General features: G+C 67.1%; 18 protein-coding genes. 10 read left to right on the top strand and 8 right to left on the bottom strand.

Annotated features, from left to right (window positions below):
* Window positions 1-75: 75 nt before the first annotated feature.
* A complete protein-coding gene (locus tag ACIA12_RS38000) occupies window positions 76-366 on the bottom strand; it encodes a dihydrofolate reductase family protein (protein ID WP_396372307.1) in 291 nt (96 codons plus the stop codon).
* A 144-nt stretch (window positions 367-510) separates the two neighbouring features.
* On the opposite strand from ACIA12_RS38000, the gene ACIA12_RS38005 reads away from it, so the two are divergent.
* Window positions 511-741, top strand: coding sequence for a hypothetical protein (locus ACIA12_RS38005; RefSeq protein WP_396372308.1), 231 nt, complete (start codon window positions 511-513; stop codon window positions 739-741).
* A gap of 53 nt (window positions 742-794) precedes the next feature.
* Here ACIA12_RS38005 and ACIA12_RS38010 read toward each other — a convergent pair whose 3' ends face one another.
* Both ACIA12_RS38010 and ACIA12_RS38015 read right to left on the bottom strand, forming a co-directional pair.
* Window positions 795-1,148: an ArsR/SmtB family transcription factor gene (locus tag ACIA12_RS38010; RefSeq protein WP_396372309.1), complete on the bottom strand. Its 354-nt coding sequence runs from the start codon at window positions 1,146-1,148 to the stop codon at window positions 795-797.
* The gene (locus tag ACIA12_RS38015) at window positions 1,145-1,612 is read right to left on the bottom strand and encodes an SRPBCC family protein (protein ID WP_396372310.1); all 468 of its coding nucleotides are present in this window, start codon (window positions 1,610-1,612) and stop codon (window positions 1,145-1,147) included. The genes ACIA12_RS38010 and ACIA12_RS38015 overlap by 4 nt, the downstream gene beginning before the upstream one ends.
* Before the next feature lie 132 nt (window positions 1,613-1,744).
* On the opposite strand from ACIA12_RS38015, the gene ACIA12_RS38020 reads away from it, so the two are divergent.
* Complete coding sequence (locus ACIA12_RS38020; protein WP_396372311.1) at window positions 1,745-2,254, top strand: hypothetical protein; 510 nt, start codon at window positions 1,745-1,747, stop codon at window positions 2,252-2,254.
* Between the two features lie 12 nt (window positions 2,255-2,266).
* Entirely contained in the window at window positions 2,267-2,962 is a 696-nt protein-coding gene (locus ACIA12_RS38025) for an SDR family NAD(P)-dependent oxidoreductase (protein ID WP_396372312.1), read from the top strand.
* Between the two features lie 56 nt (window positions 2,963-3,018).
* On the opposite strand, the gene glgP is transcribed toward ACIA12_RS38025, so the two are convergent.
* Window positions 3,019-5,622, bottom strand: a complete 2,604-nt coding sequence (gene glgP, locus ACIA12_RS38030; protein ID WP_396372313.1) for an alpha-glucan family phosphorylase — start codon at window positions 5,620-5,622, stop codon at window positions 3,019-3,021.
* A 249-nt stretch (window positions 5,623-5,871) separates the two neighbouring features.
* Between glgP and ACIA12_RS38035 the strand changes: the two genes are divergently transcribed.
* Complete coding sequence (locus tag ACIA12_RS38035; protein ID WP_396372314.1) at window positions 5,872-7,860, top strand: alpha-1,4-glucan--maltose-1-phosphate maltosyltransferase; 1,989 nt, start codon at window positions 5,872-5,874, stop codon at window positions 7,858-7,860.
* A 41-nt stretch (window positions 7,861-7,901) separates the two neighbouring features.
* On the top strand, window positions 7,902-8,282 hold the full coding sequence (locus tag ACIA12_RS38040) for a hypothetical protein (RefSeq protein ID WP_396372315.1): 381 nt from the start codon (window positions 7,902-7,904) through the stop codon (window positions 8,280-8,282).
* Here ACIA12_RS38040 and ACIA12_RS38045 read toward each other — a convergent pair.
* Together ACIA12_RS38045 and ACIA12_RS38050 are read right to left on the bottom strand one after the other, a co-directional pair.
* On the bottom strand, window positions 8,279-9,454 hold the full coding sequence (locus ACIA12_RS38045; protein WP_396372316.1) for a threonine synthase: 1,176 nt from the start codon (window positions 9,452-9,454) through the stop codon (window positions 8,279-8,281). The genes ACIA12_RS38040 and ACIA12_RS38045 overlap by 4 nt on opposite strands.
* An 11-nt stretch (window positions 9,455-9,465) precedes the next feature.
* A complete protein-coding gene (locus ACIA12_RS38050) occupies window positions 9,466-10,098 on the bottom strand; it encodes a winged helix-turn-helix domain-containing protein (RefSeq protein WP_396372317.1) in 633 nt (210 codons plus the stop codon).
* A 292-nt stretch (window positions 10,099-10,390) separates the two neighbouring features.
* Between ACIA12_RS38050 and ACIA12_RS38055 the strand changes: the two genes are divergently transcribed.
* Window positions 10,391-14,806, top strand: a complete 4,416-nt coding sequence (locus ACIA12_RS38055) for a S8 family serine peptidase (RefSeq protein WP_396372318.1) — start codon at window positions 10,391-10,393, stop codon at window positions 14,804-14,806.
* A 241-nt stretch (window positions 14,807-15,047) separates the two neighbouring features.
* Here the strand turns inward: ACIA12_RS38055 and ACIA12_RS38060 are convergent, their stop codons facing one another.
* Window positions 15,048-15,632, bottom strand: coding sequence for a winged helix-turn-helix domain-containing protein (locus tag ACIA12_RS38060; RefSeq protein ID WP_396372319.1), 585 nt, complete (start codon window positions 15,630-15,632; stop codon window positions 15,048-15,050).
* 291 nt (window positions 15,633-15,923) lie between these two features.
* Entirely contained in the window at window positions 15,924-17,153 is a 1,230-nt protein-coding gene (locus ACIA12_RS38065) for a glycoside hydrolase family 18 protein (protein WP_396372320.1), read from the bottom strand.
* Between the two features lie 193 nt (window positions 17,154-17,346).
* Between ACIA12_RS38065 and ACIA12_RS38070 the strand changes: the two genes are divergently transcribed.
* The 4 genes from ACIA12_RS38070 to ACIA12_RS38085 all read left to right on the top strand — a co-directional run bounded on the left by ACIA12_RS38070 (window position 17,347) and on the right by ACIA12_RS38085 (window position 22,467).
* On the top strand, window positions 17,347-18,306 hold the full coding sequence (locus tag ACIA12_RS38070; protein ID WP_396372321.1) for an OmpA family protein: 960 nt from the start codon (window positions 17,347-17,349) through the stop codon (window positions 18,304-18,306).
* 133 nt (window positions 18,307-18,439) lie between these two features.
* Window positions 18,440-18,994: a hypothetical protein gene (locus ACIA12_RS38075; RefSeq protein ID WP_396372322.1), complete on the top strand. Its 555-nt coding sequence runs from the start codon at window positions 18,440-18,442 to the stop codon at window positions 18,992-18,994.
* A 339-nt stretch (window positions 18,995-19,333) separates the two neighbouring features.
* Window positions 19,334-21,058: a maltose alpha-D-glucosyltransferase gene (gene treS / locus ACIA12_RS38080; protein ID WP_396372323.1), complete on the top strand. Its 1,725-nt coding sequence runs from the start codon at window positions 19,334-19,336 to the stop codon at window positions 21,056-21,058.
* Entirely contained in the window at window positions 21,055-22,467 is a 1,413-nt protein-coding gene (locus ACIA12_RS38085; protein ID WP_396372324.1) for an aminoglycoside phosphotransferase, read from the top strand. Before treS ends, ACIA12_RS38085 begins: the two co-directional genes overlap by 4 nt.
* The last annotated feature ends 60 nt before the right edge of the window (window positions 22,468-22,527 follow it).

Raw genomic sequence — 22,527 nt, forward strand, 5'->3', positions numbered from 1 at the left:
GCGTGAACGTCCTGTGCTTTCCCATAACAACATCCTTCCCACGAGACCAACGATCTCGCCAGCGAAGATGTCCACCTATCGGGGGCAAGCCCAACTCGGCACGATGATCTGTACCCCGTTCCGCTCCCCACCCCAGTGGTCAACCTGCTCGACGGTATTGCGGCCCGCGAGAATCGCGCTGAAGTCACGCATCTCCTCATACACCTCCCGCGCCGCCCCACTCACCTCACCAAACTTCCCATCTGGCCCGATGAACCAGTCATGCAACCGCATGAACCCATCCCCACCCGGATTGTCCGGAGTGTCGTTCGGCCCAGCGATGAAGCCATCAAGAGACATCGACATATAAAGCACCGACCTGGCCACAAGCCCTCTCCTCACCCAACGAGCGCGGCCGCTCCGCCCTCTCCCCCTCCACACGAACCAACTAGCCCTCGATCGACAAACCGCTCCACCTCACCTGGGGGGGAAATCGCGAACGGTCGACCAAACATCCATGAGGTAGCTCTGATGCTCCAGACCTTTTCATGGCTTCGGTACCTGCCGGCCGGCGATCGGATCGAGTTCGTCCGTGAACTCACCGCCGCGATGGACCACGACTCGCCCACGCCGATCCTCCACCTGATGGCCGAGTGGCGGAACACCGCACAGATCTACGCCGATCCCGACCTTCTCAGGCTGCTCCGGTCGGAGATCGTCGACGATGCCGGCCCCGTGCCGGCACCTCCTCGCGAGGGCTGAGGTCCTTCGGCCGGCGTTCCGGCGCCAGCGAGTGGCCGCCGCGGCGGACGGCGTCAGTTCTTCTTGGACTGGTTGGCTTTGTGTTGGATTGATTCGGCTAGGTGTTTGATGCGGTGGAGTCTGGCGTCCCAGGCTGCGGTTACTGAGGTTAGTTGGGCTACTGCGCGGGCCAGTTGGGCTTCGTCTACGTGGTAGAGCTTTTCGCGGCCGGCTGAGCGGGACTGGACCAGGCCTACTCGGTCCAGGACGGTGAGGTGTTTGGCTACGGCCTGGCGGGTGACGGGGAGTTGCTGGCCGAGGGTGGTGGCGGTGCCTTCGCCGGTGGTGAGCAGGAGGTCCAGCATGCGGCGGCGGGTTGGGTCGCCGATGGCGGACCAGAGGTCGTCGTCGACCGTGGTGGGGCTCATGAGTGCGCCTCCAGCGTTGCGATATACACGGGCAGCCGTGGCAGGAAGTAGTCCCAGCCGGTGGCGTGGTCGTTGTACTGCGCTTCCAGTACTGCGGCCTCCCAGCCCATCTCGCGGAAGCCGGTCTCTGTCATCTTCACCAGCGTGCCCTCGCCCGACGGGACCAGGTCGAACGTGACCAGCAACGAGTTGCCCTCCTTAGCCACCTCGCCGGCCGGATGGGTCCAGCGGAACGAGAACAGCCGTGGCGGAGCGGCATCGACCACGGTGAACTGGACGACCTGCCCGTCGGCGTCGGGGTCGGGGTCGCCGAACGTGATCTCCCCCGCCGCGCCGGGCGTCGCCTCGTACCGGGCGTCGTCCGGCCACCACTCCTTGAGGTGCTCGGGACTGCTCACCACGTCGAAGACGATCTCGGGTGACGCGCCGACGTAGATCTCGCGTTCGAGCGTTCCGAACTCCATGCCATCCTCCTGCAATCCTTGGTTGCGGATCACCCTAGCCTGCCGCCGCCCTAATAAGCAACAGATGGTTGCACATAGCGAAGCCGTCAGCTAGTCTCATATGCAACCAAACGTTGCAAATGAGGAGTGAGCATGGACAGCACGACGGTTCAGGAAGCGTTCGGCGCACTACTGGATGTGGCCGGTACGGTCGCCGCCGCGGGCGATGCGGTCGTCACGCCGGCCGCCGGCGAGTGGAATGCGGAGCAGGTCCTGGCGCACGTCGCGATCGTCAACGCCACCACGATCGCGGCGGCCGCGTCGATCGCCGCGGGGACCGTTACGGCGTACGACAACCGCATCGCGCACGACCCTTGGACGCTCGAGCACGTGATCGCGGTCTCGGGCGGGATGGCGGGACTGCAGGAGCGGATCCGGCGTCAGGGCGTGGCGCTCTGCACGTTCGACGACGACGGCTTGAGCGAGATCGAGTTGGACACGTTGGTACCGACGCTGCTCGTGTCGCACGACGCCGTCCAGGTCAACCAGTCGCTGCCGCTGCGGGTACTGCTCAACGGCCTGCTCGACTCCGAGCTTCCGGGGCACACTCAGCAGCTTCTGGACTTGCTCCCGAACAGCGCTCGCGTTGGAACGGCCGCGTGATACTCCTGGTCGATGTCCACCAGAGTCGCACTCGTCACCGGGGCCAATCGGGGAATCGGCGCTGAGCTTGCTGAGCAGCTCCATACGCAAGGATGGACGGTGCTGCTCGGCGTGCGGGATCTTGCCAAAGGCCGTGAGACAGCCGAGGCCATCAGCGCGGGCAGCGAGCGGTTGCTGCCGGTCAAGCTGGATGTGAGCGATCCTGACGATGCCGCAAGCGCGGCGGAGTGGGCTGCCAAAAAGGTCGAGCAGGTCGATGCGGTGATCAACAACGCGGCGATTCTGTACGACCCTGCCGAACGCGCGATCAGCGTCGACCTCGGGTCGGTTCATCGGGCGATGGAGACGAATCTGTACGGAGCCTGGCGAGTGTGTCAGGCGTTCCAGCCGCTGCTCCGGCGAAGCGCGCATCCTCGGATCGTCAACGTGTCGAGCGAGGGCGGATCGATCAGCGAGATGACTGGCGGGGCGCCGGCGTACAACGTCTCGAAGGCCGCGCTGAACGCGTTGACGCGACTCCTCGCCGGCGAACTGCGCCGCGACCGCATCCTCGTCAACGCCATCTGCCCCGGTTGGACCGACACGGACATGGGTCAAGGCGGCCGCCCGGTCCGAGACGGAGCCCGCAGCGTCCTCTGGGCCGTCAACCTCCGCGACGACGGACCGACCGGCGGCTTCTTCCGCGACGGGCGCCCGCTCCCGTGGTGAGAGAACAAAAACGCGGGCCCCGCCTAGTGAGGTAGGCGGGGCCCGCGTTCAGTTGGTCAGAATTCGGAGCCTGCGGGCAGGTCCGGGGTTTCTGGATCTTCTGGATCCGAGGGACCGGCTGCCAGGCCCAGTTCCGCGGGGCTGGCGAGCATGGGGTTCTTCGGGAGGACTCGGACCGTGTAGCCGAAGGGGCCGGTGCGGTCCAGTTTGAGTTCGCCCTCGTAACGGTGGCGGTTGCCCTCGTACGTCTCGGCGAGCGACAGCGACACCCGGACCGGGTCGGTGATCTCGTCTTCGGAGTTCACCCGGCCGTGCAGCGCCTCGACGTCGATGTCCGTCGGCGTCAGATCCCCGAGCGTCACGAACGCCCGGATCCCGACCGTCGTGCCGAGCTGCGGCACATCGCCGAGGCCCTGCAGCTCGACATGGTCGACGCGGATCGCCGGCCAAGCTGCCCGGACCTGCCGCTTCCACGCTGCCAGGGCGCGTGCACCCTCGTACGTCGAGTTGAGCCGGCGCGACGACTCGGCCGCCGGGACGTACAGCTGCTGGACGTAGTCGCGAACCATCCGCGTCGCCAGCACCTTCGGGCCGAGCTCCTTGATCGTGTGCCGCAGCATCTCGATCCAGCGACCCGGGACCTCACCGTCGTAGAACCGCGGCGCGACCTGCTTCTCGATCAGGTCGTACAGAGCGTGCGCCTCGAGGTCGTCGCGACGATCGGTGTCCTCGATGCCCTCGGCCGACGGGATCGCCCAGCCGAACTCGTCGTCGTACCACTCGTCCCACCAGCCGTCCCGGATGGAGAGGTTCAGCGCACCATTCAGCGCCGCCTTCATCCCGGACGTTCCGCACGCCTCGTACGGACGCAGCGGGTTGTTCAGCCAGACGTCGCAGCCCGGGTACATCGGCTGTGCCAGCGCGATGTCGTAGTCAGGTACGAAAACAATGCGGTGCCGCACCTCGGGGTCGTCGGCGAAGCGGACCATCTCCTGGATCAGCTTCTTGCCGCCCTCGTCGGCCGGGTGCGCCTTGCCCGCGATCACGATCTGGATCGGCTTCGTCGGGTGCAGCAGCAGAGCCTTCAGCCGGGCAGGGTCGCGCAGCATCAAGGTCAGCCGCTTGTACGACGGTACGCGCCGGGCGAACCCCATCGTCAGCACGTCGGGGTCCAGGATCGAGTCGACCCAGCCGAGCTCGGCCTCGGAAGCGCCCCGGTTCACCCAGGACGCGCGGACCCGGGCGCGGGTGTCGTCGATGAAGCGCTGCCGCAGCATCCGCTTCGTCTCCCACAGCTGCGCGTCGGTCGTCTTGTCGAGGCCCTCGAAGATGCCCTCGCCGTCGACCGCCGTGTCGGTGTTCGCGTAGGTGAGCTGGTGGATCTCACGCGCCACCCAGGTCGGCGCGTGCACGCCGTTGGTGATCGAGGTGATCGGCACGTCGGTCGGGTCGAAGCTCGGCCACAGACCGGCGAACATCCCCCGGCTGACGACACCGTGCAGCTTCGAGACGCCGTTGGCCCGCTGCGCCAGCCGCAGGCCCATGATCGCCATGTTGAAGACCGACGGGTCGCCGTTCTCGAAGTCCTCCGCGCCGAGCGCGAGGATCCGGTCGATCGGCACGCCCTCGCCGAACACGTCCGGCGAGAAGTGTTGCTGGATCAGCTCGACCGGGAACCTGTCGATGCCGGCCGGTACCGGGGTGTGGGTGGTGAAGACGGTACCGCCGCGGGCCACCTCGAGCGCGGTGTCGAAGTCGAGCGACTGGTCGGTGGCGAGCTCGCGGATCCGCTCGACGCCGAGGAAGCCGGCGTGGCCTTCGTTGGTGTGGAAGACCTCGGGCGCCGCGTGGCCGGTGACCCGGCAGAACTCACGGACGGCGCGGACGCCACCGACGCCCAGCAGGAGCTCCTGCAGCAACCGGTGCTCGGTCGTACCGCCGTACAGCCGGTCGGTGACCTCGCGCTCGGCGGGCTCGTTGTCCTCCATGTCGGCGTCGAGCATCAGCAGCGGCACCCGGCCGACCTGGGCGACCCAGATCTGCGCGCACAGCTTGCGCTCGCCCGGCAGGTTCACGCTGATGGTGGCCGGCGCGTCGTCGGCGTCGCGCAGCAGGCTGATCGGCAGACCGTCGGGGTCCACCAGCGGGTACCGCTCCTGCTGCCAGCCTTCGCGGTTCAGCGACTGGCCGAAGTACCCGTGCCGGTAGAGCAGGCCGACACCGATCAGCGGCACACCGAGGTCGCTCGCGGCCTTCAGGTGGTCACCGGCCAGGATGCCGAGACCGCCGGAGTACTGCGGCAGCACGTGAGTGATGCCGAACTCCGGGGAGAAGTAGGCCACCGAGCTGACCGGCGAACCGGCCTCGGCCTGGAACCACCGGTCGTCGGTCACGTAGCCGTTCAGGTCGGTCACCGCCAGCTCGAGCCGGCGCAGGAAGGCATGGTCGTTCGCCAGCTCGTCGAGCCGGGCCGCCGGTACCTCACCGAGAAGCCGAACCGGGTCACCACCGGTACTGCGCCACAACAGCGGGTCGACGGCCTCGAAGACGTCTTGCGTCTCCGGGTGCCAGACCCAGCGCAGGTTGTTCACCAGGGTGCCGAGACCGGTCAACGGCTCGGGCAGGACAGGGCGGACGGAGAATCGTCGTATCGCTCGCACCGGGACACCGTACCGGCCCGCAGAGCCGACAGCACCCCCGGGATGCATCGATCTTGCAACGTGAGCAAGAACTTGCAGACCAGACCACTTACCCCAAAGGTTCACTCTGTATCAGCCTGTGAGCAAGCAATCCAGACTTTGGCCCAAACCGTGATGCCCGCATGGCGCGTCGGGGTACGGGGAACCGATAACGTCAGTGCTGTACTTCCCTGTTCCTGCTACTGCGGAAAGCGAAGGTTCGTTAACTCCATGACTGGGCGCATCCCGATCACCGACGTCAGTCCGACCGTCGACGCCGGAGCGTATCCGGCCAAGTCGTCGGTCGGCGAGACCTTCACCATCGCGGCCACCGTGTTCCGCGAGGGCCACGACGCGGTGAACGCGAACGTCGTGCTGACGTCGCCGACGGGACAGACCAGACGGATGCTGATGACCCCGGTCGGCCAGGGCACCGACCGCTGGACGGTCGACGTCACCCTGCAGGAGCAGGGCGCGTGGACGTTCGCGGTCGAGGGCTGGAGCGATCCGTACGGCACGTGGCGGCACAACGCCGAGATCAAGATCCCGGCCGGTATCGACGTCGACCTGATGTTCGCCGAAGGAGCTGCCTTCTTCGATCGCGCCGCGGCCGGCGTACCACCGGCGGTACGGGTGGATCGATCGACCCTGAGCGATGCGGCCCAGGCATTGGCGAACCCGGCGTTGCCCGCCGAGGCCCGACTGGCCGCGGGGATCTCGCCGCAGGTACGTTCGGCGCTCGGCCGCTACCCGGTACGTGAGCTGATCACGTCAAGCGAGACGTACCCGGTGTGGGTGGATCGCCAGCTCGCCTTGTACGGCAGCTGGTACGAGTTCTTCCCCCGCTCCGAAGGCGCCTACTACGACGACGAGAAGCAGGAGTGGGTGTCGGGCACCTTCAAGACCGCCACCCAGCGCCTCGACGCCGTCGCCGCGATGGGCTTCGACGTGCTCTACGTGCCGCCGATTCACCCGATCGGCAAGTCGTACCGCAAGGGCCCGAACAACACCCTCGACCCCAAGCCGGGCGACCCCGGCTCCCCCTGGGCGATCGGGAGCTCTGAGGGCGGTCACGACGCGATCCACCCCGAGCTCGGTACTTTCGACGACTTCGACAACTTCGTCGGCCGGGCCCGCGAGCTCGGTCTCGAGGTCGCCATCGACTTCGCCCTGCAGGCCTCGCCGGACCACCCGTGGGTGACCGAGCACCCGAAGTGGTTCAACGTCCGCGCGGACGGCTCGATCGCGTACGCCGAGAACCCGCCGAAGAAGTACCAGGACATCTACCCGATCAACTTCGACAACGATCCCGAAGGCATCTACGCCGAGGTGCTGCGGATCCTGAAGCTGTGGATCTCGCACGGCGTCACCGTGTTCCGGGTCGACAACCCGCACACCAAGCCGGTCAACTTCTGGGAGTGGATCCTCGGCGAGATCCGCAAGACCGACCCGGACGTGATCTTCCTGTCCGAGGCGTTCACCCGGCGGCCGATGATGCAGGAGCTGGCCAAGGTCGGCTTCCACCAGTCGTACACGTACTTCACCTGGCGCAACGAGAAGTGGGAGCTCGAGGAGTACCTGGCGGAGCTGACCAAGGAGACCGGCCACTTCCTGCGGCCGAACTTCTTCGTCAACACCCCGGACATCCTGACCGCCTACCTGCAGTACGGCGGCCCGGGCGCGTTCAAGATCCGCGCGGCCATCGCGGCCACCTCTTCGCCGGCCTGGGGCGTGTACGCGGGCTTCGAGCTGTATGAGCACGTCGCGCTGCGGCCGGGCTCCGAGGAGTACCTCGACACCGAGAAGTTCCAGCTCCGCCCACGCGACTGGGACGCAGCCGCGGCCGAGAACCGCACGCTTGCCCCGTACCTGACCCTGCTCAACAACATCCGCCGTCGCCACCCCGCCCTGCAGCAGCTGCGCAACCTCAGCCTGCACACCGTCGACGACGACCAGATCATGTGCTTCTCCAAGCGCGTCACCGGCCCCGACGGCCACAGCGACACCGTCATCGTCGTGGTGAACACCGACCCGCACTCGGTTCGCGAGTCCCTCGTCCACCTCGACATGGCCGCGCTCGGCATGCGCCCCGAGGACACCTTCACCGTGTACGACGAGATCACCGGCTCGACCTGGCGCTGGGGCCAGCAGAACTACGTGAAACTCGACCCCAACGGCGACCCCTGCCACATCCTCGCCGTCCGCCGCGGCCAGGCCTGACCACCTGACATCATCGTCCCCACACAACCTAGGTGGGGGCGATGATGTCGGTACTCGAGAAGGTCTCACCGGAGACACGACGCAAAACGGGCTGGCTGCTGCCGTGGGGTATCGGCGCGGTGCTGTCGCTGGTCGTCACCGACGCGGACAAGGTGCTCAGTCGCTCGGACCGGCTCGGCATGGGGGCGCTGGCCCTGGCGGGACTGCTGGGCGGAGTGCTGTGGCAGTGGTACAGCCCGCGCGATCTTGCCGAGCGGCTCGCGTTTCCCGCCGGCGCCACGATCCTGATCGCTGTGCTCCTCATGCTGCCGATCGGTGAAGCGAGCACGGCGGGGCCGGACTACTCCTATTGGTTCCCGCTGGGTCTGATCGCCGGCCTGGTGCTCGCGACTCGCTGGCAGCAACTGCGCGCCGAGGACTAGAGCGGGACGGTTTCCGGGTATTTGAGGCCGGTGCCGGTGTTGAGGGCGACGACCTGTTCGCCGGGCTTGATCCAGCCGGACTCGCGGAGTTGGCGGACGGCGGCGAAGTTGGCGGCGCCTTCGGGGCAGATGAAGGTGCCCTCCAACGAGGCGACCCGGCGTTGGGCGGCGAGGATGTCGGTGTCGTCGACGGCGATGGCGCAGCCGTCGGTCTCCGCGATCGCTTGCAGGACAAGGAAATCGCCGAGTGCCTTGGGCACGGTGATGCCGAAGGCAACGGTATGAGCATCCACCCAGGGCTCACTCGACGGCAGGCCCTTCTCCCACGCCTGCACGATCGGCGCGCACCCGGTGGCCTGTACTGCGACCAGCCGCGGCAGCGGCCCGTCGACCCACCCCAAAGCCTTCAGCTCCAAGAGCGCCTTCCAGATCCCGATCAGCCCGACTCCCCCACCGGTCGGATAGAGGATCACGTCAGGCAGCCGCCACCCGAGCTGCTCGGCGATCTCCAGCCCCATCGTCTTCTTGCCCTCGATCCGGTAGGGCTCCTTCAGCGTCGACACATCCTGATACCCCTCACGCAAAGCAAGCTCTGAGCGAATCCAAGCACCGGCGTCACCGATCAGGCCGTCGATCAGCTTCAGCTCCGCACCGACCACCGTCACCTCACGCCGGCAGATCTCCGGCGCCGCCAGAGGCATGGCAATGAGCGCCTCCATGCCGGCCCGAGCCGCATAGGTCGCCCACGCTGACCCCGCATTCCCGTTCGTCGGCATAGCGATCTTCCGAACGCCGACCTCCAAAGCCCGCGACACCCCGACAGCCGCACCCCGCGCCTTGAACGTCCCGGTCGGAATCAGCCCCTCGTCCTTCATCAGCAACCGCTCGACGCCCAGTTCCCGCCCATAAGCAGGCAATGGGAGCAACGGCGTCATCCCCTCCCCCAGGCTGACCACGTTCTCCACCGCTCGGACCGGCAGCAGTTCGTGGTACCGCCAAAGGTCAGCCGGCCGCGACGAGACGTCGGCCTTGGTCAACCCGGCCCGCACCTCCTCGAGGTAGTACCGGGCAAGCAGCGGCGATCCGCAGGTACACAGTCCGATCACCTGATCGGCGTCGTGAGTGAGACCGCACTGAGGACATTCGAGGTGACTCAAGCTGGAGAAGCGCACGAGTTCAGAGGCTACCCGGCGCGCAACCCCGTAATCGCCGGGTTCTGGTGGTCGGTCAACCGGAAGCCGGTACCGCGAACCGCGTCGATCGTGACCGTGGTGCCCAGCTCATCGAGTTTGCGCCGCACTCGTTTGACCAGTGAGTGGACATCCGCGGTACCGCGCAGATGCCGGTTGCGCCAGACGGCCTGATGCAGTGCCTCGTACGTCCAGACGCGCAGCGGTTCCGTCATCAGCCAGGTGAGCAGGTCGTGCTCGAGGTCGGTCAGCGGCACCTCCCGGTCGCGCCACTTCGCGACCGACCGGGCCGAGTCGATCGTCAGTACGTCGGCTTCCGGGCCGTCCCGTTCGGTACGCCGACCCGGCACCTTGCGGGCGGCTCCTTCGGCCACCGACTCGGGCTCGGGCGGTTCGGGATGTTCCGGTGGTACCGGCGGTGAGGGGTGGGCGGGGGTGATCAGCTTGCGCAACTCGTCCAGGCTCGAGACGAGCAGCAGTGGGGCGACGTCGTCGACGAGCTCCGCCAACCGGACTCGTTCCTCCAATGAGGCTGCCACCGCGATCAGCAGTGGAAACGGCTCGGTGGCGGAACTGGTCAAGTCGGGGGCGCCGTCGCTCGCGGTGGGGACACGGGCGGTGACCATCCGGTTACGATGTCAACCCCTGCCTCTAATCGTCAACGCATTGACAAATATTGGCGAAACTTGCTTCGAACCAGCCAACCCTGTGTCACATCTTGCTCACCAAGTGTGCTTGTTCCGACGTTGGAATGACACATATTGTCCTCCGCAAGCTCGCTGCGTAACACGTGGCGAGCTGGGGGGCACGGAGTGTTCGCAGAACCGGTTCACCAACACGGCGTCTGCGAAGCCCTGCACCTCTGCACCATGACTCGGGGGAGTCGACTCGGGGTCGTACAAGTGAGGGGCTGCAGAGATGTCACATCAACGGAAGAAGGGGCTCGCCAGGTCACTGGTGAGCGCCTTTGCGGCGGTGGCGGTCGTCACCACCGGGCTGGCCGCCTCCGGCCTGGCCCAAGCCGCGCCACCTACCAAGCCGAGCGGGACGGACGCCACGCCCGCCTCGAAGATCAAGCCTGACCTGCTGTCGAAGCTGGAAGGCAAGGACGCCAAAGAGGCGACCGACTTCTGGGTCCGGTTCAGCGACAAGGCCGACCTGACCGCCGCCAGCAAGATCAGCGACTGGAACCAGCGCGGTACCGCGGTCGCGGCGGCGCTGAAGAAGACCGCCGCGGAGAGCCAGGCCTCGGTCAAGACCGAGCTGGACGCGCAGCACGTGACGTACAAGACCTACTGGGCCACCAACGCGATCGTGGTCAAGGGCGGTTCGCTGGCGATGGCGCAGAGCATCGCCGGCCACACCGAGGTCGAGGGTGTCTACAACCCGGTCAAGTACGAGGTGCCGCCGGTCACCAAGGGCACCCAGCAGATGGAGATCAACGCGGTCGAGTGGGGCATCGCCAACGTCAAGGCCGACCAGGTCTGGGCGCAGTACGGCGACAAGGGCGCCGGCATCACGGTGGCCAGCATCGACACCGGGGTCCAGTACGACCACCCGGCGCTGGTGAACCAGTACCGCGGCAAGCTGGCCAACGGCACCTTCGACCACAACTACAACTGGTTCGACGCGGCGGGCAGCTGCTCGGGCGCTCCGTGTGACAACAACGGCCACGGCACCCACACGATGGGCACCATGGCCGGCGACGACGGAGCCGGCAACCAGATCGGCGTCGCGCCGGGCGTCAAGTGGATCGCCGCCAACGGCTGCTGCCCGAGCGACGAGGCACTGATCAGCTCCGGGCAGTGGATGCTCGAGCCGACCAACCTCGCCGGGACGAACCCGGACGCGAGCAAGCGGCCGAACGTCATCAACAACTCGTGGGGCAGCACGCTGCCGTCGAACGACCCGTTCATGGAGGACGTCACGCTCGCGTGGACCGCGTCCGGCATCTTCGGCGTCTTCGCCAACGGCAACAGCGGCTCCGCCTGCAACACGTCGGGCTCCCCCGGCAGCTCGACCAGCAACTACTCGGTCGGCGCCTACGACGTCAACAACAACATCGCCTCGTTCTCCGGCCGTGGTGCCGGTCAGAACGGCACGATCAAGCCGAACATCTCGGCCCCGGGCGTCAACGTCCGGTCGAGCCTGCCCGGCAACACCTACGGCTCGTTCAACGGCACCTCGATGGCCACCCCGCACATGGCGGGCGTCGTCGCGCTGCTGTGGTCGGGCGCACCGAGCCTGAAGGGCGACGTCGCGGCCACCCGCGCGCTGCTCAACGGCACGGCGATCGACAGCCCGAACGCGCAGTGTGGCGGTACCGACGCCAACAACAACGTGTTCGGCGAGGGCCGGGTCGACGCGCTCGCGCTGCTGAACGCGGCACCTGTCGGCGAGACCGGCACACTGGCCGGCAAGGTCACCGCCACCGGTGGCGCTGCCATCGCCGGCGCGGCTGTCACGATCAAGCAGACCGGTACCGCCGACAAGGTCGTCACCTCGGGCCCCGACGGCAGCTACTCCGCCGTTCTTCCCGCCGGTGACTACTCGCTCGCCGTGGCCGCCTTCGGCTACGTCGGCCAGACCGGCACCGCGACCATCACGTTGAACACCACCACGACGAAGAACTTCGCCCTGACGGCGGCTCCGACTGTCAGCGTCGGCGGCACCATCACGGACGGCTCCGGCCACGGCTGGCCGCTGTACGCGAAGGTCAGTGTCCAGGGTCCTGGTGGCGTGTACGACTACACCACCCCGACCAACGGCCGTTACTCCTTCAAGGTGCCCGCCAGCGCGACCTACACGCTGACCGTGGCGTCCCAGATTCCCGGGTACCAGACGGTCAGCCAGCCGATCACCGTCGGCGCGGGCAACCTGACCAAGAACGTGGCTGTCCCGGTCAACTCCGAGTCCTGCCTGACCGCGCCGGGCTACCGCAACGGCTCCGACGGCGTCTACGAGACGTTCGACGGCCAGGTCGCCCCGGCCGGCTGGACCGTTGTCGACAACAAGGGCAACGGCCAGACCTGGAAGTTCACCGATGCCGGCAACCGTGGCAACCTGACCGGCGGGTCCGGCGGTTTCGCGATCGTCGACAGCGACAAGTACGGCTCGGGCCAGAGCCAGGACACCTCTCTGGTCAGCCCGGTCGTCGATCTGACCGCGGTCACCGCGCCGAAGATCAAGTTCAACCAGGATCTGAACATCTACTCCGACGAGAAGGTCGACGTCGACCTGTCCCTCGACGGCGGAACAACCTGGGCCACCGTGCTCACCCAGACCGCGGACACCCGCGGCATCAAGGAGATCGCGATTCCGCAGGCGGCCGGCAAGTCGGCCGTCCAGGTCCGCTTCCACTACTACGACGCCTCGTACGAGTACTGGTGGGAGGTCGACAGCGTCCTGATCGGCAGCGCTGTCAGCTGTGAGCCGACCGGCGGCGGTCTGGTCGTCGGCAATGTCAAGGACGCCAACACCAACGGCTTCGTGAACGGCGCCGTCGTCACCCGTGACGACAAGCCCAGCGAGACCGCGACCACCGTTGCGACCCCGGAGGACACCGGCCTGGCCGACGGCTTCTACTGGCTGTACTCCGCCGACGACGGTACGCACGGCTACACCGCCAAGGCGGGCAACTACACCAGCTCGCAGGCGAACGTCGATGTCGAGGCGGACTGGGTCACCCAGGCCGACTTCAGCCTGAAGGCCGGCCGCGTCTCGGTCGCTCCGACGGCACTCGACGCCACCCTGAGGCTTCCGGGCGGCAAGGTGACCAAGCAGTTCGTGGTCACCAACACCGGCACCGCTAACGTCGACCTGAAGTTCGGCGAGCGCGACGGCGGCTTCACCCTGGAGAACGCGAACGGCAGCAAGACCACCAAGGCCCAGGTGCTGAACAGCACCGGAGCCCCGCTGCAGCGCCTCGAGGTCCCGACCTCGTTCGGCAACAAGCTGTCCGGCAAGATGGCGGTCAAGCCGGCCGCACCGGGAGTCCTCGCGGCTCCGTGGACCAACATCGCCAACCTCCCGAACGTCGTGATGGACAACCGGGTGGTCAACCTGGACGGCAAGATCTACTCGATCGCGGGTGGCGACGGTAACGCCTCCACCGGCAACAGCTACGTCTACGACCCGGCCAGCCTGGCCTGGACGCCGATCGCCCCGCTCCCGGGCGCCCGCAACGCCGTCACCGTCGGCGCAGTGGGTGGCAAGCTCGTCGTCAGCTCCGGCTGGGGCGCGAGTGGTCCGGACGCGGCGACCTGGACGTACGACCCGGCCGCCAACGCCTGGTCCGCAGCGGCCGCCAACCCGGCTCCGCGTGCGGCCGCCGGTCAGGCTGTCCTCGACGGCAAGCTGTACGCCGTCGGTGGCTGCACCACGGCGGCGTGTACCCCGATGTCCAACACCGTGGTCGCTTACGACGCGGCGTCGAACAGCTGGGCCACGCTGGCCAACTACCCGAAGTCGGTGGCGTTCGCATCCTGCGGCGCGATCGACGGCAAGATCTACTGCTCCGGCGGCAACGACGGCGTAGCGGCGCAGAAGGCCGGCTACGTCTACGACCCGAGCGCGGACTCCTGGACCCCGATCGCCGACTCCCCGGCCGACCACTGGGCGGCGTCCTTCGCCGTCGCCGGTGGCAAGCTGCTCGTCGTCGGCGGTGTCCAGACCGGTGCCGTCACCAACGCCGGGTTCGCCTTCGACCCGGCCGCCGGTACCTGGGCCGCGCTGCCGAACGCCAACCAGCCCCGCTACCGCGGTGGTGCGGCGTGTGGCTTCTACCGGGTCGGTGGATCGTCCGGTGGCTTCAACCCGACTGTGGAGGGTGAGGTCCTTCCGGGCCTCGAGAACTGCTCCGAGTCGTCGGCCGACGTCAAGTGGCTGAGCCTGGACAAGACCGAGGCCAGCCTGGCCCCGGGTGAGAAGGTCACCGTCAAGGTGGCGCTGAACGCCGCTGTCGACCAGCCGGGCACCTACACGGCCGCGGTCACCATCGGCGAGAACACCCCGTACAGCGTGGACCCGGTCGACGTGAAGCTCACTGTCACGCCGCCGACCACGTGGAGCAAGCTGGCCGGTACCGTCACCGGGGTCGCGACCTCGGGTACCACCGCCCCGCTGCCCGGAGCCACGGTCGAGGTCGACTCGTGGGCGTCGGAGTACACCTTCATCACTGACAAGAACGGCGGTTACGCCTACTGGCTCGACCGCCGCAACAACCCGCTGACACTGATCGCTGCCAAGGACGGCTACAAGCCGCAGACTCGGGCGACCAAGCTGATCAACGGAGAAACCGTCGTCGAGGACTTCGCGCTGAAGGCGACAAAGTAGTAGGCAAGTAAAGAAAACCGCCCCCATCCAGCCTTGCTGGGTGGGGGCGGTTCTTTTGCTGCCTCAAGCCGTTTCGAGCTCGAGGTCTTCCGCAACGTGGCTGTAGGGGCGATCCATCAGCAGGGAGGCTGTGTCTTCGTCGACCTGAAGGCGCTCAGCGATCCCGCGCACAACCTCCGACACCATTGGCTCTGCCATATACGTCTAACGCACGGGCAGCCGATTGGTCACACAGGTCTTGTCAGACCGCCGGGAGCAGGTGGAACCCGACGCCCCGGACGGCATGGATGGTGACGGTCGCGCCGAGGCCGGCGAGTTTCTGGCGGAGGCGTTTGACCACCGAGTGGATGTGCGAGCCGTGGCCGAGGTGCTCGTTGCCCCAGACCGCGTGGTGCAGGCGCTGGTACGTCCAGACCTTGCCCGGTTCCGCCACCAGGCAGTGCAGGAAGTCGTGCTCCAATCGGGTCAGCCGTGCCTCCCGATCCTTGTAGCGCACCACCCGGCGGTCGACGTCCAGCTCCAGCGCGTTGTCCTCGACAGCGCGGGCCACGGTCAGCGGCGTAGGTACCGGTTCTGACGCGATGGGCTCGGCTGCCTCGATCTGGGCAGTCACCCCCCGCACGCTCATCGCCGGCACGACCGCAGGGGTCAGTACTACGGGCACCGACTCCGCCGTAGCGGTCAGCTCCAGGAATGCCCGCGCCTGCTCGGCACTGGACACCAGCAACAGCGCGTCGGCACCACCGAGCAGCCGGGCCAGGTGCACCCGCTCGGCGGTGGACGTCGCCACCCCGATGATCAACGACGAGTCCGGCAGCCTCTCCATGGAGCCCCTCCTGTCAAACGCTTGCCGGGGGTCATGCAAGGGTCCAGTACTTCGAACAGCGAGGGTTAAGTCAAGGGATTCCCTGCGTCCCCGGATGGCACAAATGCGACCTGTCCGACACCGGCCACGAACGGTCTACGCAGCGCCACGAACAACCCGCCACCGTCGCTCACAGTCGCCGCCCGAAAACCGGATTAGCGAGCAATACAAAGCGTCCGGGGCCTCTGCAGGACGGTGCAGAAGGCCCCGGACGCGGGACTCGCCTACCGGATCAGGCGATGGTCGAAGGGGTCAGCCAACTGTCTTGACCGCCGTGATCAGTGCACCGTTGCTGGTGTCGCCGGACAGCTCCCAGAAGAAGGCGCCGCCCAGTCCCTGGGTGTTCGCATACGACATCTTGCTGCGGATCGTCGCGGGAGTGTCATACCCCCACCACTGCCCGTTGCAGAACGCGTACGCCGTACCGCCGACCGTCCCCGTGGACGGGCAACGGGTCGAGATGAGCTTGTAGTCCTCGATCCCCGCCTCGTACTTGCCGGGCGCGGCTCCAGTGGCACGCCCACCCGGTGCGGCTTGCGTGACACCTGTCCAGCCACGGCCGTAGAAGCCGATGCCGAGCAGGATCTTCGAGGACGGGATGCCCTTCGTCTTCAGCTTCTGGATCGCCGCGTCGCCGTAGAAGCCGGCGGTGGGGATCCCGGAGTACGAGGTCAGCGGCGAGTGCGGGGCCGTCGGGCCCTGGGCGTTGAACGAGCCGAAGTAGTCGTACGTCATCGGCATGATCCAGTCGAGCTTCTGCGCCGCGGTCGCGTAGTTGGTCGCGTCGATCTTGCCGCCGTTGGTCCCGTCGGCCGTGATCGCCGCGGTGACGAGCGCCGACGAGCCGAACCGGTTGCGCAGCGCGGTGATGATGTTGTTGAAGGCGTTCGGGCCGGACGTGTCGCAGCTCAGGCCACAGGCGTTCGGGTACTCCCAGTCGATGTCGATGCCGTCGAAGACATCGGCCCAGCGCGGATCCTCGACCAGTTTGTAGCAGGAGTCGGCGAAGGCGGCCGGGTTCTGCGCGGCCTGGGTGAAGCCGCCCGACCAGGTCCAGCCGCCGAACGACCAGACCACCTTGATGTTCGGGAACTCGCGCTTGAGCTTGCGCAACTGGTTGAAGTTGCCGCGCAGCGCGCCGGTGTCCCAGGTGTCGGCGACGCCGTCCACCGAGCTCGCCGCGTCGTAGAACTTGTCGTTCGCGGCGTACGCGTCACCGATCGTGCAGCGTCCGTTGGTGGTGTTGCCGAAGGCATAGACGAGGTTGGTCAGCTTGGCGGCCGACCCGCTCGTCTTGATGTTCTTCACGTGGTAGTTGCGGTCGTAGACACCCCACTCGGTGAAGTAGCCGACCACCTTCTTGCCGGCGGCAACAACTCGGGTGCCGTCCTGCATCGGGGTGGCCGCGGTCGCCGACGGCACGACTCCGGCGGTCAGCAGCGCCACGGCGGCGAGCAGAGTGGGCAGGGGGCGGACTCTCATGTGTTCCTCCAAGGGGGGCGGAAGAGGGACTCAGCGCACTCTATCCAGTACTCGCAGTTAATAAAAGGAGGAACCTGAATAAATGTGTCCGTCCGATCACGTAAAACTTTGCCGGGCTGGTATGCGCGCGTGGAGCGGTACGGAGTAGTCTCCTCGCGCACGGTCACCTATGACCGCTCTTGACGGAGGAACAGTGCCCGGACTTGCACGGCGGCGGCCTGGTTTTGTCTGGCTGCTCGCACTCGTTCTCGTTCCTGTCCTGCTCACCGCGCTGGTGATCGCGCTCGGTGGCACTGAGCAAACCGCGGCCGACCCGACCAGCTCGCCATCGACCGGTGCCGCGACTGTTACCGCCGAGGAGGGGCCGGCCGGTACGCCGACTGCCGTGCCCTCGGCACCGCCGACCGTCGCTCCGTTCGAGCTCAGCCGGACCGACGAGGCGATCACCGTCCATGCGGTCGTGCGGGACCAGGAGACGAAGGACAAGCTCGTCGCCGAGGTGCAGGCGCTGCTGACCGAGGGCACCGACTTCACCGACCAGATCAGCATCGACGAGAAGACCGCGCTGCCGAACCCGACGGCGTTGTCGGCTCTCCTGCACGCGCTGTCGACCGCGACCGGCGAGGCCGCGATCAAGTACGACGGCGACAAGGTCACGTTGAGCGGCAAGGTCGCCGACCAGGCCACCAAGGCGACGGCGGCACGCGCTGCGGCGGCGGCGGTACCGGGTGCCGTGGTCGCCAACGAGCTGCAGATACCGGCCGTGCCGAAGCCGCCGGTGAGCGAGGCGTGCCAGACCTTCGAGGCCCGGCTCGCCCGGTTCAACGCGGAGAACAAGCTCGTCTTCCTGTCCGGCACCGACACTCTGAACGACGCCTCCCGCCCGTCGGTGACCAAGGTGGCGAAGCTGCTGCTGAGCTGTGCCGGCTTCGACGTAGAGGTGAGCGGACACACCGACAACCTCGGCAACCCGGCCACCAGCCTGCCGCTGTCACAGCAGCGCGCGGACGCGGTCAAGACAGCGCTCGTCAAGCTCGGCGTACCCGCCGGGCGGATCACCAGCCGCGGTTACGGGGAGACCCGGCCGATCGCGTCCAACAGCACTTCTACCGGCCGGATCGCGAACCGCCGGGTCGAGATCCGAGTTCTCTGACGCTCCTTAGGGGAATCTTCATGAGTTGGCTGATCGCGCAGGTCTGGTTCCTGCTGCTCGCCGCGTTCGTCCTCGGCAGTGCGGCGGCCTGGCTGCTGTACCGCCTGCTGCCCGGCCCGAAGGGTGCCCGCTGATGGCCTCCGTGTTCCGCCACAACTGGTTGTGGATGCTGCTGGCGTTCCTGATCGGCGCTGTCATCACCTGGTTCCTGCTGAACCGCAGCGAACGCCCGCCGCTCGAAGAACCGGCCAAGCAGGAAGAGCCCGTCGAAGAGAAGATCCTCGTCACCGCAGGGGTGGCGACGGCGCCCGGTCGGCCGCAGCATTTCGAGGAGTCGCCTGCGGAAGAGTCCGGCGGCGATCCCGAACCACTGCCGGCACCGGAGCAGCTCCAGTTCTCCATGCGGATGGACGAGGACGAGCCGGAGGCCGAAGTACAGGCGAAGGCCGAGCCCGTCCGGCCCGGCCGCTACGGCGAGGGATCGGCCGAGGCGGTCCCGCACCAGGGTCCGCCCGACGGGTTCACCATCAAGGGCAACGCCCAGTCGATGCTCTTCCACACCCCGGACTCCCCGTACTACGGCCGGACCAAGGCCGAGGTCTGGTTCCGCTCCGAGGCCGACGCCGAACGCGCCGGATTCACCAAGTACGTCCGCAAGCCACGCAAGTCCGCGCGTCCTACCGAGTGACCCTTTCGCGGTAGGGCAAATTAACGACCGAAACGCTGGAAGGCAACGCGTTCCAGATCACGGTTTCGGTGAGGATTAGGGCGATCCGGCCCCCATTTGCTTGTACTGGCAAAGGGCCGTCACACTGAGCAGAACGTCGGCCCGGACCGCCCATCCCAAGTCCCGTCGTTGCACATCACCGGACACCTCGGCGGCCTGCCCGTCCCCTTTTGAGAACCCGCGAGCGGGGTAAGGGAAAACGATGCAGGCCGAAAAAAGTGTCCACCCGCGCGTCGCCGGATCGACCCGGCGGCGCGGATCCGTAGTACCGCTAGGTTTGGACCGAGGGGATGACACCCGATGGAGGTGAGCGTGACCGACATGCTGCCGGAGCAGCACCACGGACTGACGAAGAGTGATCCGCTGTGGTTCAAGCGGGCCGTCTTCTACGAAGTGCTGGTGCGGTCCTTCAAGGACTCGAACGCCGACGGCATCGGCGACCTGCAAGGCCTGACCGAGAAACTCGACTACCTCGAGTGGCTCGGCGTGGATTGTCTGTGGTTACCGCCGTTCTACCCCTCACCTCTGCGTGACGGCGGCTACGACATCTCCGACTACACGAACGTGATGCCCGAGGTCGGCACGATCGCCGACTTCGCCGCGTTCATGGACGCGGCGCACGCGCGCGGTATGCGCGTCATCGTCGACTTCGTGATGAACCACACCTCGGACCAGCATCCCTGGTTCCAGGAGTCCCGCAACAACCCGGACGGCCCGTACGGCGACTTCTACGTCTGGTCCGACAACGACGAGGCCTACTCGGACGCGCGGATCATCTTCGTCGACTCCGAGACCTCCAACTGGACCTGGGACCCGGTCCGCCAGCAGTACTTCTGGCACCGGTTCTACTCCAACCAGCCGGACCTGAACTTCGAGAACCCGGCCGTCGGCGACGCGATGATCGAGGCGCTGAAGTTCTGGCTCGACCTCGGCGTCGACGGTTTCCGGCTGGACGCGGTGCCGTACCTGTTCGAGGAAGAGGGCACCAACTGCGAGAACCTGCCCAGGACGCACGACTTCCTGCGCCGGGTCCGCAAGGAGGTGGACGCGAACTACACCGACCGGGTGCTGCTCTGCGAAGCCAACCAGTGGCCTGGTGACGTGGTCGAGTACTTCGGCGACCGCGAGTCCGGTGGCGACGAGTGCCAGATGGCCTTCCACTTCCCGGTGATGCCGCGGATCTTCATGGGCGTGCGGCGCGAGTCGCGGTTCCCGATCTCGGAGATCCTGGCTCAGACCCCGCAGATCCCCGACACCTGCCAGTGGGGCATCTTCCTGCGCAACCACGACGAGCTGACGCTCGAGATGGTGACCGACGAAGAGCGCGACTACATGTGGGGCGAGTACGCCCAGGACCCGCGGATGAAGGCCAACATCGGCATCCGCCGCCGGCTCGCGCCGTTGCTCGACAACGACGTGAACCGGATGGAGCTGTTCACCGCGATGCTGCTGTCGCTGCCCGGCTCGCCGATCCTGTACTACGGCGACGAGATCGGCATGGGCGACAACATCTGGCTCGGTGACCGTGACGGCGTCCGGACGCCGATGCAGTGGTCCCCCGACCGGAACGCGTCGTTCTCGACGGCCACCCCGGGCAAGCTCGGCCTGCCGGTGATCATGGACCCGGTCTACGGTTTCCAGGCGGTGAACGTCGAGGCGGAGATGGAGAACGCGTCGTCGCTGCTGCACTGGACCCGGCGGATGATCCAGACCCGCAAGCAGCACCCATGTTTCGGGATGGGTACTTTCACTGACCTAGGTGGTTCCAACCCGAGCGTGCTGTCCTACATCCGTGAGTTCGGCGACGATGTGGTGCTCTGCGTGAACAACCTGTCGCGCTTCCCGCAGCCGATCGAGCTGGATCTGCGGCAGTGGCAGGGTGTGGAGCCGATCGAGCTGCTGGGCGGGGTGCACTTCCCGACCATCGGTGAACTGCCGTACCTGCTGACGCTCGGCGCGCACGGTTTCTACTGGTTCCGTCTGCCGGTCAACAAGGCTGCTGATCGTGAGGAGAGCTCTTCGTGACTTCCCATCTGGACCAGGTCCAGTCCTTCTGCGCCAACCAGCGATGGTTCGGCGAGAAGGGACACGACGTCCACGTCGACGCGATGGCCACCTCGGTATGGCTGTCGGACGAGGGCGTCTGGCCCGCGGTCCGGATCGGGTTCGTCTACTGCGCCGGCCCGCCCGGCGCGGAGAACGCAATCCGGGTTTACCAGCTCCCGCTCAGCTACCACCGGGCGCCGGTCGACAACCTCGGCCATGCGCTGATCGGTGACTGGGAGGAGCAGGACCTCGACGACACGAGGGTCTGGGTGTACGACGCGCTGCACGACAAGGAGGCCACGCCGTACTGGCTGGACGCCCTCACCCACGGGCGGCAGCTGACCGATCTGGAGTTCCACCCGGTGCACGCGCCGGAGCGGACGACCGTCGTACCGGAGGACGCGCAGTCGCTCGTCCTCACGGTCGAACAGAGCAACACGTCGCTGGTCTTCGGCGACACCGCACTGCTGAAGGTGTTCCGCCGGCTCGAGCCCGGGAGCAATCCCGGGGTCGAGATCGAGTCGGCGCTCACCGAGGCCGGCTCCGAACTGGTGCCCGAGGTGCTCGGGTCGGCGCGCGGCTCCTGGCCGCGGGCCGGCGGCGGGACCGATTCGGGTGAGCTGGCGATGATGACGGCGTTCCAGAAGAACGCGACCGACGGCTGGTCGTACGCGACCACCTCGGTCCGGGACCTGTACGCCGAGGCCGACCTGCACGCCGAGGAGGTCGGCGGCGACTTCGCGGGTGAGTCCCATCGGCTCGGCGCGGCCACCGCGCAGGTGCACGCCGAGCTGGCCAAAGCGCTCGGCACCGACATCTGGGAGCCGGCCCTGATGGTCGAGCACGCCGCCGCGATGAAGCGCCGGCTCGACAAGGCGGTCGCGGCGGTGCCCGAGCTCGGCGAGTTCGCCGAAGGGCTGACCCGGGCGTTCGACGCGCTTGCCGCGTACGACGTACCGGTGACCGTGCAGCGGATCCACGGTGACTTCCACCTCGGTCAGGTACTGCGCACGATCGACGGCTGGAAGCTGATCGACTTCGAGGGCGAGCCGGCCAAGTCGCTGGTCGAGCGGCGCGCGCTGGACACCCCGATCAAGGACATCGCCGGCATGCTCCGGTCGTTCGACTACGCGGCCCGTTCACTGCTCGCCGACCACCAGGGTGACCAGCAGATCGCCTACCGCGCGGCCGAGTGGGCCAACCGCAACCGGCGCGCTTTCTGCGACGGCTACGCGGAGATCTCCGGCACCGACCCCCGCGACCAGAGTGTGCTGCTGAGCGCGTTCCTGGCCGACAAGGTCATCTACGAAACGCTCTACGAAGCCCGCAACCGCCCGACCTGGCTACCCATCCCCCTGGCCGCGGCTGCACAGTTGAGCGCTACGTAATACCCAAGTTCTGGGCAAGTAATCTCATCCGGGAAAAATTACAGAGCGTGGGTGAGTTGT

It is taken from the genome of Kribbella sp. NPDC051620 (genome assembly GCF_044453825.1).
Lineage (GTDB): Bacteria > Actinomycetota > Actinomycetes > Propionibacteriales > Kribbellaceae > Kribbella.